This window comes from Dyella agri, from assembly GCF_044904705.1.
Taxonomy (GTDB): domain Bacteria; phylum Pseudomonadota; class Gammaproteobacteria; order Xanthomonadales; family Rhodanobacteraceae; genus Rhodanobacter_A; species Rhodanobacter_A agri.
In genome coordinates, this window is the sequence record NZ_JADIKL010000008.1 from 110239 (window position 1) to 122868 (window position 12630).

The 12630-nt window shown below is 68.5% G+C and carries 13 protein-coding genes; 11 read left to right on the forward strand and 2 right to left on the reverse strand.

Features of this window, described 5'->3' with window-relative positions; all coding sequences use genetic code 11:
• Positions 1–112 precede the first annotated feature (112 nt).
• On the forward strand, positions 113–1585 hold the full coding sequence (locus ISP14_RS14235) for a transglycosylase SLT domain-containing protein (RefSeq protein ID WP_404541062.1): 1473 nt from the start codon (positions 113–115) through the stop codon (positions 1583–1585).
• Between the two features lie 7 nt (positions 1586–1592).
• On the opposite strand, the gene ISP14_RS14240 is transcribed toward ISP14_RS14235, so the two are convergent.
• Positions 1593–2048 carry a hypothetical protein gene (locus ISP14_RS14240; protein WP_404541064.1) on the reverse strand — a complete coding sequence of 152 codons (456 nt, stop codon included), beginning with the start codon at positions 2046–2048 and terminating at the stop codon, positions 1593–1595.
• A 105-nt stretch (positions 2049–2153) separates the two neighbouring features.
• Positions 2154–3002 (reverse strand): archaetidylserine decarboxylase, encoded by an 849-nt coding sequence (gene asd / locus ISP14_RS14245; RefSeq protein ID WP_404541065.1) that lies wholly within the window; start codon positions 3000–3002, stop codon positions 2154–2156.
• A 63-nt stretch (positions 3003–3065) separates the two neighbouring features.
• Between asd and prmB the strand changes: the two genes are divergently transcribed.
• From prmB to ISP14_RS14295, 10 genes are all read left to right on the forward strand, one after another.
• Complete coding sequence (gene prmB / locus ISP14_RS14250) at positions 3066–3986, forward strand: 50S ribosomal protein L3 N(5)-glutamine methyltransferase (protein ID WP_404541067.1); 921 nt, start codon at positions 3066–3068, stop codon at positions 3984–3986.
• Positions 3987–3990: 4 nt separating this feature from the next.
• Complete coding sequence (locus ISP14_RS14255) at positions 3991–4554, forward strand: GNAT family N-acetyltransferase (protein WP_404541069.1); 564 nt, start codon at positions 3991–3993, stop codon at positions 4552–4554.
• Between the two features lie 33 nt (positions 4555–4587).
• Entirely contained in the window at positions 4588–5676 is a 1089-nt protein-coding gene (aroC, locus tag ISP14_RS14260) for a chorismate synthase (protein ID WP_404541071.1), read from the forward strand.
• Positions 5677–5690: 14 nt separating this feature from the next.
• Positions 5691–6077 (forward strand): hypothetical protein, encoded by a 387-nt coding sequence (locus ISP14_RS14265; RefSeq protein ID WP_404541073.1) that lies wholly within the window; start codon positions 5691–5693, stop codon positions 6075–6077.
• Entirely contained in the window at positions 6074–7126 is a 1053-nt protein-coding gene (locus tag ISP14_RS14270) for a 2-hydroxyacid dehydrogenase (protein WP_404541075.1), read from the forward strand. The genes ISP14_RS14265 and ISP14_RS14270 overlap by 4 nt, the downstream gene beginning before the upstream one ends.
• Positions 7123–8151: an aspartate-semialdehyde dehydrogenase gene (locus ISP14_RS14275; protein WP_404541077.1), complete on the forward strand. Its 1029-nt coding sequence runs from the start codon at positions 7123–7125 to the stop codon at positions 8149–8151. Before ISP14_RS14270 ends, ISP14_RS14275 begins: the two co-directional genes overlap by 4 nt.
• Positions 8148–8435, forward strand: a complete 288-nt coding sequence (locus ISP14_RS14280; protein WP_404541079.1) for a hypothetical protein — start codon at positions 8148–8150, stop codon at positions 8433–8435. Before ISP14_RS14275 ends, ISP14_RS14280 begins: the two co-directional genes overlap by 4 nt.
• Positions 8436–8611: 176 nt before the next feature.
• Positions 8612–10963 carry a FimV/HubP family polar landmark protein gene (locus tag ISP14_RS14285; protein ID WP_404541081.1) on the forward strand — a complete coding sequence of 784 codons (2352 nt, stop codon included), beginning with the start codon at positions 8612–8614 and terminating at the stop codon, positions 10961–10963.
• A 251-nt stretch (positions 10964–11214) separates the two neighbouring features.
• Entirely contained in the window at positions 11215–11985 is a 771-nt protein-coding gene (truA, locus tag ISP14_RS14290) for a tRNA pseudouridine(38-40) synthase TruA (protein WP_404541083.1), read from the forward strand.
• The gene (locus tag ISP14_RS14295) at positions 11982–12617 is read left to right on the forward strand and encodes a phosphoribosylanthranilate isomerase (RefSeq protein WP_404541085.1); all 636 of its coding nucleotides are present in this window, start codon (positions 11982–11984) and stop codon (positions 12615–12617) included. The genes truA and ISP14_RS14295 overlap by 4 nt, the downstream gene beginning before the upstream one ends.
• Positions 12618–12630 lie beyond the last annotated feature (13 nt).

Here is a 12630-nt window from a genome sequence, read left to right on the forward strand (position 1 = left end):
CCCTTCGTTTCGAGTCGAGCGCGATTGTAGCCAGAGCCCGCCGCGCGCTGGTTCATTGAGTCTGCCGGTGCCGCGGGCTAAGGTGTCCGCCTTTCGTCGGATGGTTTTTCCCATGCAGTCTGTTCGTGTTGTTCGATCCCTGCGCCTGGCGCCGTTGGCGGTAGCGTTTGGCTTGCTGGCGGCTTGTGCGGGAACGGGCGGCACCAAACCGCAGGCGCAGGTGACCGCGCTGTATGCCCAGCTCGACCAGGCCACCCAGGGTTACGACACCGCGTTGCAGCAGATCCGCGCCGGCAACCCCGCCGCCGGGCAGAAGACGCTGGAACAGACGCTGGACACGCTGAAGAACACCGCGGTCCGCTGTGGCGCCACCGCCGGCTGCGATTCGCAACGCTTCTTCTCGGCCTACGATCACATGCTGCGCCTCAAGGACGGCAGCTCGATCGGCGACGAGGGCATGAACGAAGAGCCGCAGACCGGTATGGCGCTGGACCAGCGCGGCGCCGCTGCGTTGCCGGAAGCGCAGCGCAGCGTGACCTTGCTGCACGGGCAGAAGCTTTCCGAACTGATCGCGATGAACGGCGCGGTGAAGGCCGCGCTGCAGATGTGGCTGACCCAGTGGCGGCCGAACCTGATCGACGCCTGGATCAACTACCAGTACCTGCGCCAACAGATGTGGCCCGCATACAAGGACGCCGATCTGCCGGAGGCCTTGCTGTTCGGCATCATGGCGCAGGAGTCCGGCGGCAAGGTGCACTCGGTGTCGCGCTCCGGCGCGGCAGGCCCGCTGCAGTTCATGTACGCGACCGGGATGCGTTTCGGCCTGACCAACTTCAACGGTTTCGACCTGCGCTTCGATCCGGCCTCGTCGGCGCGCGCGAACGCCGAATACATGAACGAGCAGCTCCAGGTGTTCAACGACAACCTGGAGCTGACCCTGGCGGCCTACAACGCCGGCGAGGGGCGCATGAAGCGGATGGTGGGGCCGGACACCTCGGTGAGCTTCTACGATCCGCGCATCTACAACCAGCTCTCGCAGCAGACCCGTGACTACGTGCCCTCGGTGCTGGCGGCGGCGTGGCTGTTCCTGCACCCGGACAGCTACAACCTGCGCTTCCCGAAGATCGACGGCGTGGCTGGCAGCGTCACGCTGAAGCGGCCCGCCTCGATTTCCGAGCTGACGGTCTGCCTGGGCTCGGCCGGCGGCATGGAGGAGGGCTGGTTCCGTACCCTGCGCAACCTCAACCCGCGGCTCGACCCGCAGCAGGAGCAGCCGGCCGGCGCGGTGGTGCAGCTGCCCAAGCTACTGGAGCAGTCCTATGCCGCGCGCTGCGTGGATGGGCCATGGCCGATACTCGCCGCCGACCTGCACAGCGCCGCCGCGCCGGTGGTGGTCGATGCGGCGCCGCCGCCGCCCGCGGGGCCCGCCAAGACCCGTCATTACAAGGTGCGCCGTGGCGACACCCTGGTCGGCATCGTGCGCCAGCTGCGCTGTTCCAGCGTGGAGGAAGTCGCCGAGATGAACCATCTGCGGCATCACCACATTTCGGTGGGGCAGGTGTTGAAAGTGCCGGAGTGTCGCTGAGCTTCGGTCAGGCGGTGGCGCCAGCGCCTACCCAGCTATTGGCCTGGGAAGTTTGGCTGGCCTTGGCCCCCGAACGATGCAGGCGCTTCAGCTCGTTCAGCAGCCGCAACACCGCCAGGTGCTGCAGCTGCAGGCGATCCTGTGGCGAGTGCTTGGTCTCGTGATAAGCCACGGCCAGCCACAGCGCGATGCCGCGCAACGCCACCTCGGGATTGTCCGAACGTGCCCGCTCGTAGCCGGTGTCGGTGCCCTTTCCCCAAGGCAGGTAGCGCGCTTCCGGCGGCGTGCCGTACAGGTGCGGGAATTCGCTGCGCGAGGCCTGGCCGATCTCGCGCAAGGTCAGCAGACTCAGCTGGGCGCGGCTGCGCTGGGGCAGAGCGTGCACGCAACGCTCGATCTCGCGCAACTGGCGGGTGAGCTGGTACGCGCGGAGGAAGGCGATGGCCGGGCTGAGCAGCTGCATGGAGTCCTCGTCGGCTGGCACCGCGCGGTGGGCACGGCAACGGCGAGAGGATAGTGGGCGCGCGATACCGGTTGCGCCCAGTGCGTCACAAAATGACGCGAGGCGTCAGTTTGCGCGAAGCGTGCCCCCCAGCCGCTGGCCTACCTGCACCGGCTGTTGCGGCTGCAGCGCATCCAGTTCGGCCATGCCTTCGGGCAACAGCAGGATCACCGTGGAGCCCATGTTGAAACGCGCCATTTCGGCGAAGCGCTCCAGCGTCACCTTCTGGCCGGCGAAGGACTTGCGGCGGATCGACGGCGCGTAGGGCGGGATCACCAGCCCGTCCCACACCGTGGCCACCGAGGACACCAGGATCGCGCCCACCATCACCACCGCGAACGGGCCGTGTTCGCCTTCGAAATGGCAGACCAGCCGCTCGTTGCGCGCGAACAGCCGCGGAATGGCTTCGACCGCGAACGGCGCCACACTGAAGATGCGTCCGGGTACGTGCACGGTTTCCTTGAGCGTACCGGCCCGCGGCATGTGCACGCGGTGGTAGTCGCGAGGCGACAGGTAGACGGTGACGAAGCGGCCGTTGCGGTACGGCGCGGCCGAGGCCTCGTCGCCCAGCAGTTCGGCGGCGCTGTAGTCCTGTCCCTTGGCCTGGAAGATGCGCCCGTCGACGATAGCGCCGGCCTGGCTGACGCGGCCGTCGGCGGGCGAGAGCAGGGCGGCCGGATCGGCGTCGGCCTGGCGCGCGCCGGGCCTCAGCTTGCGGGTGAAGAAGGCATTGAAGTGCTGGTAGGCCAACGGATCGGGCTGCGCCGCCTCGGCCATGTTCACGTTGTAGTTGCGCACGATGGTGGCGATCAGCCAGTTCTTCCACGGCGCGAAGGTCCAGCGCGTGCCCCAGTAGACCAGGCGCGACAGAAAGCGGTGCGGAAGGATGTATTGGAGCAATACTTTGAAAGTCATCCAGCCAGTATACGGGGCTGGCGCTTATAATCAGCGGTCTTTTTGCCGCGCCGTGGGCCGCCCGTGACCGCCGAACTCGCCACCATCATCGACTTCATCCGCTACGGCGCCAGCCGCTTCTCGGCCGCCGGGCTGACCTTCGGCCACAGCCACGACAACCCCATCGACGAGGCCACCCACCTGGTGCTGGCCAGCCTGCACCTGCCGCCGGACATCCCGCCGGCCTACGGCGCGGGCCGGCTCACCACCGAGGAGCGCGCGAACGTGCTGGCCTTGATCGAGCGCCGCGTCAGCGAGCGCCTGCCGGTGGCCTACCTGGTCGGCGAAACCTGGTTCGCCGGCTTGAAGTTCAAGAGCGATCGCCGTGCTCTGGTGCCGCGCTCGCCGATTGCCGAGCTGATCGAATCCGGCTTCGCGCCGTGGCTGGACGAGCGCCATGTGGAGCGCGCGCTGGACTTGTGCACCGGCTCGGGCTGCATCGGCATCGCGATGGCCGAATACAACCCGGACTGGCGCGTCGATATCGTCGACATCAGCGACGACGCGCTGGCGCTGGCGCGCGAGAACATCGTGTTCCAGCACGTCGAGTCGCGCGTCGAGGCGGTGAAGTCCGACCTGTTCGCCGGCGTGCGCGGGCGCAAGTACGACCTGATCGTCTCGAACCCGCCCTACGTCACCGAGGACGAATACACCGCGCTGCCCGGCGAATACGCCCACGAGCCCAAGCTCGGCCTCACCTCGGGCCAGGACGGGCTGGACATCTGCCTGCGCATCCTCGACGAGGCCGCCGACCTGCTGACCGACGACGGCCTGCTGATCGTCGAAGTGGGCGAGAGCGAGCACGCGCTGGCCGCGCTGCTGCCGGAAGTCCCGTTCGTGTGGATCGAGTTCAAGGTCGGCCAGATGGGCGTGTTCGCGCTGGAGCGCCGCGACCTGGTCGAGCACAAGGCGGCGATCCACGCCGCCGCGGCCGCGCGGCGCTGATCCGATGGAACTGGTCACGGCACGCTTGCGACTGGATGCGCTGCGCCGTGACGACGCCGCGGCGCTGTTCGCGTATCGCGCCGATCCGGAGGTTTGCCGTTACCAGGGTTGGCGCCCGGCCGCACTGGCCGATGCCGAGCGTTTCATCGACGATCAGTCGGCCATGGCCGCGCCATCGCAAGGCCAGTGGTTCCAACGCGCCATTCGCCATCTCGACGATGGCGCGCTGATCGGCGACGTCGGCTTCTGCCTCGCCGATGCGCAAGCCGAATTCGGCATCACGCTGGCGCCTGCCGTGCAGGGCAAGGGCTATGCCCGCGAGGCGCTGCATGCGCTGTTCGGCTGGCTGTTCGGCGAGATGGGGGTGCATCGCCTGCATGCGTCGGTCGATCCGCGCAACGCGCCGAGCATGGCCTTGCTGCAGGCGATGGGCATGCGCAAGGAGGCGCATTTCCGCGAAAGCCTGCTGTTCCATGGCGCCTGGGTGGATGACGTCGTCTTCGGGCTGCTGGCCAGCGAATGGCCCGCTGTCGCCGGCAGGAGCGCAGGAATTGTTGCATCGCGGTAAGCTGTGCGGGTTTTCCTCGGACGTCCAAATCCCGTGTCCAGCAACTCCACCGGCAAGCTCTTCACCGTCACCACCTTCGGCGAAAGCCACGGGCCGGCCATTGGCTGCGTGATCGACGGCTGCCCGCCGGGCCTGCCGATCAGCGAAGAAGAATTCCGCCAGGACCTCGACCGCCGCGCCACCGGCAAGTCGCGCCACACCTCGCAGCGGCGCGAGGCGGACGAGGTGGAGATCCTTTCCGGCGTGTACGAAGGCCGCACCACCGGCACGCCGATCGCGCTGCTGATCCGCAACACCGACCAGCGCAGCAAGGACTACGGCGACATCGCCTCGACCTTTCGCCCCGGCCATGCCGACTACACCTACTGGCATAAGTACGGCATCCGCGATCCACGCGGCGGCGGCCGTTCGTCGGCGCGCGAAACCACCATGCGCGTGGCCGCCGCGGTGATCGCCAAGAAATGGCTGGCCGAGCGCCACGGCGTGCGCGTGCGTGGCTACCTCGCGCAGATCGGCGAGATCGCGCCGGCCGGTTTCGACTGGTCCGCGGTGGAGCAGAACCCGTTCTTCTGGCCGGATGCGGCGCAAGTCCCCGAGCTGGAAAAATACATGGACGCGCTGCGCAAATCCGGCGACTCGGTCGGTGCGCGCGTCAACGTGGTGGCCGATGGCGTGCCGCCGGGCTGGGGCGAGCCGATCTACGGCAAGCTGGACGGCGACCTCGCCAGTGCGCTGATGTCGATCAATGCGGTGAAGGGTGTGGAGATCGGCGACGGTTTCGCGGCGGTCGGGCAGCGCGGCAGCCAGCACCGCGATGAAATGCATTTGGACGGCTTTACGTCCAATCACGCGGGTGGCATCCTTGGCGGCATCAGCACGGGGCAGGCGGTGGTCGCCTCGGTCGCGTTGAAGCCCACGTCCAGCATCCTGATTCCCGGCCGCAGCGTGAACCTGGCGGGCGAGCCGGTGGAAGTGGTCACCAAGGGCCGCCACGACCCCTGCGTCGGCATCCGCGCCACGCCGATCGCCGAGGCGATGATGGCGCTGGTGCTGATGGACCACGCGCTGCGCCACCGCGCGCAGTGCGGCGACGTGGGCGAGGTGGCCCCCCGTATCACCTGACGGAGGCGACGACGATGAAAACGCATTCCGACCCGGCCCTTGGCCTGGTGCCCCGTTTTGGCGAAATTCTCAGCGACGCGATCGGCTACTGGGAGCGCCGGCGCATCGCCTACAACATCGCGCTGGCGGCGGTCGTCCTGGGCTGGACGGCATCGGCATGGGCCGAGCTGCGCGGCCAACTGGACGTCCAGCACCTGCTGATGCTGTTCGTTCTCGCGGTGCTGGCGAATGTCTGCTACTGCGCCGCCTACCTGGCGGACGTGCCGATGCAGCTTTCGGCGTTCCGGGCCGGCTGGCGTCGCCGGCGCTGGCTGCTGTGGCTGGTCGGCACCTTGTTCGGCATGGCGTTGACCTGGTTCTGGATCGCCGACGAGATCCTGCCGGCAGTGGGACGTCCATGAGCGACCGGCCCAGCGTGTGGGTGTCGCGCCCGACCTTCGACGACGTGACCGCACGGCTGGCTCCGCATTTCGATGTGCGCGTCGAGCCGGAAGAGAGGAAGTTCGCCCCCGCCGAGCTGGCCGCGAAACTGGCCGGCTGCGATGCCGCCATCGTGGGCTTGAAGGAACACATCGGTACGGCCGAGCTGGCCGGCGCAAAGCGTCTGCGCATCGTGGCCAATCTTGCCGTGGGCTACGACAACCTCGACCTGGCCGCGCTGGGTGCAGCCGGCATCGCTGCCTCCAACACCGCCGACGTGCTCAACGAGAGCGTGGCCGACTACGCCTGGGCGCTGCTGCTCGGCGCGGCGCGGCGCATGGGCGCCGCCGAGCGCTGGCTGCGCGCAGGGCACTGGCACGCCACCGAGTTCAAGGGCTGGCTGGGCACCGATGTGCGCGGCCGCACCTTGGGCATCCTGGGCATGGGCCGTATCGGCCAGGCGATCGCCCGACGCGCGCAGGGCTTCAGCATGCCGGTGCTCTATCACAACCGCTCGCGCCTGCCAGAGAGCACCGAACGCGAATGCCGCGCCCGTTACGTGGACAAGACCACCTTGCTGCGTGAGTCCGACTGCCTCGTGCTGGTATTGCCGCTGACGGCGGAGACCCGTCACGCCATCGGCACCGCCGAGCTGGCGCAGATGAAGCCGTCCGCGGTGCTGGTGAACGTGGCGCGCGGCGGCATCGTGGACGACGCGGCGCTGGCGGCCGCGCTGCGCGAAGGCCGCCTCGCCGCGGCGGGGCTGGACGTGTTCGAGGGTGAGCCGCGGGTGCATCCGGACCTGCTCGCGCTCGACAACGTGCTGCTCAGCCCGCATATCGCCAGCGCCACGACAGATACCCGCCGTGCCATGACCGCCGTGGCGGTGGACAATGTGCTGGCGTTCTTCGGCCATGGCCCGCATGCCGGGCATCCGCCGAACCTCTTGAATCCCGAAGCGCTGGCCGCGGCCGGCGCGACTGTTCCACCACCCCTCCACTTTTCCACCCACCAAGAACCCACCCGATGAGCAAGAAGAGCAGTTACAAGGTTGCGATGGTCGGCGCCACCGGCGCCGTGGGCGAGACCCTGCTGGCGATCCTCGCCGAGCGCGATTTCCCGGTCGGCGAGCTGGTGCCGCTGGCCAGCGAGCGCTCTGCCGGCGGCAAGGTGGAGTTCGCGGGCAAACAGGTGACGGTGCGCAACCTTGCCGACTACGACTTCGCCGGCGTGGACATCGCCTTCTTCTCGGCCGGCGGCTCGGTGAGCAAGGTGCATGCGCCGCGCGCCGCGGCGGCCGGTGCGGTGGTGATCGACAACACTTCCGAGTTCCGCTACCAGGACGACATCCCGCTGGTGGTGAGCGAGGTGAACCCGCACGCGATCGCCCAGTACACCACCCGCGGCATCATCGCCAACCCGAACTGCTCGACCATGGGCATGCTGGTGGCACTGGCGCCGATCCACCGCGAGGTGGGCATCGAGCGCATCAACGTGGCTACCTACCAGTCGGTTTCCGGCGCGGGCCGCTCGGGTATGGAGGAACTGGGCCGGCAGACTGCCGCGCTGCTCAACTTCCAGGACGTGGAGAAGAGCAAGTTCCCCAAGCAGATCGCCTTCAACGTGATCCCGCACATCGACGAATTCCAGCCGAACGGCTACACCAAGGAAGAGATGAAGATGGTGTGGGAGACGCGCAAGATCCTGGAGGACGAATCCATCCAGGTGAACCCCACCGCGGTGCGCGTGCCGGTGTTCTACGGCCACTCCGAGGCGGTGCACATCGAGACCCGCGACAAGATCAGCGCCGAGCAGGCCCGCGCCTTGCTGGAGCAGGCCGAGGGCGTGGTGGTGATGGACGAGCGCAAGGCCGGCGGCTATCCCACCCCGGTGGGCGACGTGGCCGGCAAGGACCCGGTGTACGTGGGCCGTATCCGCGAGGACATCTCGCACGACCACGGCCTCGATCTGTGGATCGTCTCGGACAACATCCGCAAGGGCGCGGCGCTGAACGCAGTGCAGATCGCCGAGCTGCTGATCAAGGACTATCTGTGAGGCGCGGCCAGTACTGGCTGGCGCTGGCCTTGGCGCTGGCGGCCGCCCCTCTGTGGGCGCGCACCCAGCAGCCTGCTGTTTCCAAGGCGGCGCCCAAGGATGCGGCTGCGGTCGCCAGGCAACGTGCCGAGGTGCAACGCTTGCGGCACGACGTGGCCGCGCAGGAGTCCGGCAGCGAGGCGGCCGCCCAGCGGCTCAAGCAGCGGGACGCGGAGATCGCCGATCTGCAGCGGCAGTTGCAGGCGGCACAGCAGGCCGGGGCCGCCACCGGCAAAGGACCCTGATCCTCCCTCCCAAGGGCCGCCAGGGTTCTGGAATGTGCGGCAGCAATGCGTCGCAAGTCTGCGATCCTGCTATTGTTGATCCGTACACATCTAACTAAAGTGGCGCCTCGTCAGGGCGAAGCGCCACTATCGTGGTGGCCTTGCCAGATGCCATGGCTTGTTCGGGGGAGCGCGTGATGAATCGTTCGTTGAAACTGCCACTGCTGGTGGCGCTGACCCTTGGCAGCGGCCACGCACTGGCGCTGGACCTGGGCCAGGTCCAGGTCAAGTCGGCGCTGGGCCAGCCACTGCTGGCGGAAATCCCGGTGCAGAAGGCGACGCCGGCCGAGTTGCAGCAGCTCAGCGTGCAACTGGCTTCGGGCGAGGAATTCGCACGTGCCGGGGTGAGCGGCGGACGACCCTCGATTCCCCTGCGCTTCGACGTGGTCGACGGCGCCAACGGCCACAAAGTCATCCGCATTACCAGCGAGGCGGCGGTCAACGACCCGTTCCTCGATCTGCTGGTCGAGATCAGCGGCGGCACCGGCAAGAGCGTGCGCGAATACACCATCTTGCTCGATCCGCCCGGCAGCAACCCGGCGCCGGTAGCGTCGCATACCCCCGCCGCTTCCCATGCGGCATCCCATGAGGCGAAGCCGGCCGCCACCGCGTCCGCACCCCGCCCGGCCAGCCATGCCGGCGCGACGCATGCCGCCGCGACGGAACAGGTGGCGAATGGCCGTTTTGGACCGGTTGCACGCGGCCAGACCTTGTCCGCGGTGGCTCACCAGACGGCACCGGCCGGCGTCGACGTCAACCAGATGCTGCTGGCGCTCAAGCAGGCCAATCCCGACGCGTTCTACCGCGACAACATCAATGCGTTGAAGGCTGGCGCGGTGTTGCGCATCCCCAGCAAGGACGAGGCTGCAGCGGTTGCCATCGCCGCCGCCGCAGAAGAAGTGCGCCGCCAGAACGGCGACTGGCGCAACGGCACGGTGAGCAGTTCGCCGGTGACCGTGGCCGATGCGGGCACGCGCGCCGGTACCTCCAGCTCGCCCACGGCGGCTGCAGGCAGCAAGGGCGACCACCTGGCCCTGATGCCGGCGAAGCAGGGCAGCAAGGCTGCCGCTGCGGCGGCCGGGGCGGAGCAGGGCAATGCGCTGCGCCAGGATTTGCTGCGCAGCCAGGAGACCCTCGCCAGCCTGCAGCAGCAGGGTGCGGACCTGAAGTCGCGGCTGAAGGATCTCAGCGACATCAACAACAAGAACGAACGCCTGCTGGCGCTCAAGGACAGCGAGATCGCCGAGCTGCAGCAGAAGCTGGCCGCGGCGCGCAAAGCTTCCGGCCAGCCGGTCGAACCGGTGCATGCGGCGCCTGCTGCCGCAGCGACGGCGGCGACAGCGACTGGCGCGAGCACGGCGAAGCCGGCGGAGCAGCCGGCCAGTGTCGCCCCGGCCGCGGCGGCGACCGCTGGCAACCAGCCCGTGACCGCGGCTGCCAAACCGGCAGCGGCCCCGTCTGCTGCCGCGACGGCGCCCACCACGGGCCAGCCGGCCGCGGCCGCCACGCCGGCGAAGACCACCCCGATCAAGCCGACGGCCATCAAGCCGGCAGCGCCGGCGAGCGAGGAACCCTGGTACACGCAGCTGTGGGCGCAGGCGCTGGGCGCCATCGTCCTGGTGCTGCTGTTGCTGGGCGCGCTGCTCGGCCGTCGCCGCAAGGCGAAGCCCGCGGTCCAGGCGCCGAAGCTGGCGCCGTCGCTGGCCGACCGTTTCGGCGACACGCCGCTGGTCGACAGTGCCGACGACGTCGACCAGAACCAGTTGCTCGACCAGCTGGCCGAGCATCCCGACGACATCGGCCTGCACCTGGAGCTGGTCAGCCTGTATTACGGCCGCCGCGACGTCGAGCATTTCGAGGCCGCCGCCGAGGCGATGCATGCCCACGTCACCGATCCGCATCAGGAAGAGTGGCAGGACGTGCTGCACATGGGCGAGGACCTGGTGCCCGGCCATCCGCTGTTCGCCGGGCACGGCGGCATGTCGGCGGAGGAGCTTGAGGCGCACCACGGCTTCGACATCGACAAGTACGCTGCCGAGCCCACCACTGAGCCTGCTGCGGCATCCGCGCCGGCCGGTCCGCCGCCGCTGCCTGCGCACCCGGTGAAGGTGAGCGAGTACAACTTCAATTTCGACCTGACGCCGGGGCACGAATCGGCGTCGTCGCCGAAGCATGCCGACGAGGTCGAGCCGGTCGTGGCGCACCAGGCCGCGGAGCATCACGCCGCTGACGACGATGTGACGGTGCTGCGCTCGTCGGCGTCGAGCTGGCAGTTCGAGGAGCCGGAGATGCACGTCCATCCGGCTGGGCACGACATCGAGCCGCGCGATTTCAGCGACGACCCGGTGGACACCAAGCTCGACCTGGCTCGCGCCTACCTGGACATGGGCGACCCCGAAGGGGCCCGCGCCATGCTCGAGGAAGTGATCCACGAGGGCAGCCAAACGCAGCGCGACGTCGCCAAGCGCATGATCGACGACCTGCACTGAGTCGCCTGCGCGCACCTCGAACCCCGAACGGGCCGGCCATGCCGGCCCGTTTGATTTTCGCGATCACGGACGATCGCAAAGTTTGAGGAGTGCGGCCATGGATGGCCGCCCGTTTGATTTTCGCGATCACGGACGATCGCAAAGTTTGAGGAGTGCGGCCATGGATGGCCGCCCGTTTGATTTTCGCGATCACGGACGATCGCAAATGAAAATGCCTGCTACGCTGCGCACTTTCCGCATTCTCCCGATCCATGCGCATCGCCCTGGGCATCGAATACGACGGCACCGACTTCCTCGGCTGGCAGCGCCTGAGCCATGGCAACACGGTGCAGGGCGCGCTGGAAGACGCCTTGTCGAAAGTGGCCGCGCAACCGGTCGAGGTGACCTGTGCGGGTCGCACCGACGCCGGCGTGCATGGCCGTTGCCAGGTGGTGCATTTCGATACCGGGGTGTCGCGTGCGATGCGCGGCTGGCTGCTGGGCGCGACCTCCAACCTGCCGACCGGCGTGGCGGTGCTGTGGGCGCAGCCGGTGGCGGAGGATTTCCACGCGCGTTTTTCCGCGCGCAGCCGGCGTTATCGCTACACCATCCTCAACCGGCCGGTACGCGCGGCGCTGGACGCGCGCTACGTGACCTGGGAACGCTTGCCGCTGGATGCAGCGCGCATGCATGAGGCCGCGCAGGCGTTGCTGGGCGAGCACGACTTTTCCGCATTCCGCGCGGTGTCCTGCCAGGCTGCACACGCGCGGCGTTCCGTGCTGGCGGTGAGCGTACGACGGGAAGACGAGCAGGTGATCGTGGAGATCGAGGCAAACGCTTTCCTGCACCACATGGTGCGCAACATCGTGGGTTCGCTGCTGCCGGTGGGGCGCGGCGAGCAGCCTGTCGCATGGGTCGGCGAACTGCTGGCGGGGCGCAACCGCGAGGTGGCCGGACCGACCGCGCCATCCTCCGGGCTCACCTTCATCGGCCCGCGCTACGAGGCGCATTGGGGTCTGCCCGCAGCGGTGAGCCAACCATGACGCGCATCAAGTGCTGCGGCATGACCCGCGTCGAGGACGCCTTGCTGGCCGCACAGCTCGGTGCCGACGCGATCGGACTGGTGTTCACCGCGCGCAGCCGGCGCCGCGTTTCCGTGGCGCAGGCGCAGGCCATCGTGCATGCCCTGCCGCCGTTCGTAAGCACAGTGGCACTGTTCATGGACGACGCGCCGGCGCTGGTGGAGGAAGTCATCGCCACCGTGGTGCCGGACCTGTTGCAGTTCCACGGCGGCGAATCAGACGCCTGGTGCGCGCAGTTCGGCCATCGCTACCTCAAGGCCATCGCGATGGGCGAGGGTGCTGCTGCGCTGGCGCGCCTGCGCGACTATCCGCGTGCCGCCGCGCTGCTGCTCGACGGCCACGGCCTCGGCGAGGCCGGTGGTGGCGGCAAAGCTTTCGATTGGTCGCTGATGCCCAGGAACCTTGTGCAGCCGCTGGTGCTTGCCGGGGGGCTGCACGCCGGCAACGTGGCCGAAGCGATCCGCGTCGCGCGACCGTGGGCGGTGGACGTGGCCAGCGGCGTGGAGTCGGCGCCTGGCATCAAGGATGCCGGCAAGCTGCGGGATTTCATCGCGGCGGTGCGTGCCACGGACGAAGGAGAAGGCACGCCATGAGCGAAGCTTCCAG

Excerpts from the sequence above, each read along its gene's own strand:
- ISP14_RS14265 (WP_404541073.1), top strand. The coding sequence starts at position 5,691 with ATGAAAACGCATTCCGACCCGGCCCTTGGCCTGGTGCCCCGTTTTGGC.
- ISP14_RS14285 (WP_404541081.1), top strand. The coding sequence starts at position 8,612 with ATGAATCGTTCGTTGAAACTGCCACTGCTGGTGGCGCTGACCCTTGGC.
- ISP14_RS14275 (WP_404541077.1), top strand. The coding sequence starts at position 7,123 with ATGAGCAAGAAGAGCAGTTACAAGGTTGCGATGGTCGGCGCCACCGGC.
- ISP14_RS14255 (WP_404541069.1), top strand. The coding sequence starts at position 3,991 with ATGGAACTGGTCACGGCACGCTTGCGACTGGATGCGCTGCGCCGTGAC.
- ISP14_RS14240 (WP_404541064.1), bottom strand. The coding sequence starts at position 2,048 with ATGCAGCTGCTCAGCCCGGCCATCGCCTTCCTCCGCGCGTACCAGCTC.
- asd (WP_404541065.1), bottom strand. The coding sequence starts at position 3,002 with ATGACTTTCAAAGTATTGCTCCAATACATCCTTCCGCACCGCTTTCTG.
- ISP14_RS14235 (WP_404541062.1), top strand. The coding sequence starts at position 113 with ATGCAGTCTGTTCGTGTTGTTCGATCCCTGCGCCTGGCGCCGTTGGCG.
- ISP14_RS14270 (WP_404541075.1), top strand. The coding sequence starts at position 6,074 with ATGAGCGACCGGCCCAGCGTGTGGGTGTCGCGCCCGACCTTCGACGAC.
- truA (WP_404541083.1), top strand. The coding sequence starts at position 11,215 with ATGCGCATCGCCCTGGGCATCGAATACGACGGCACCGACTTCCTCGGC.
- ISP14_RS14295 (WP_404541085.1), top strand. The coding sequence starts at position 11,982 with ATGACGCGCATCAAGTGCTGCGGCATGACCCGCGTCGAGGACGCCTTG.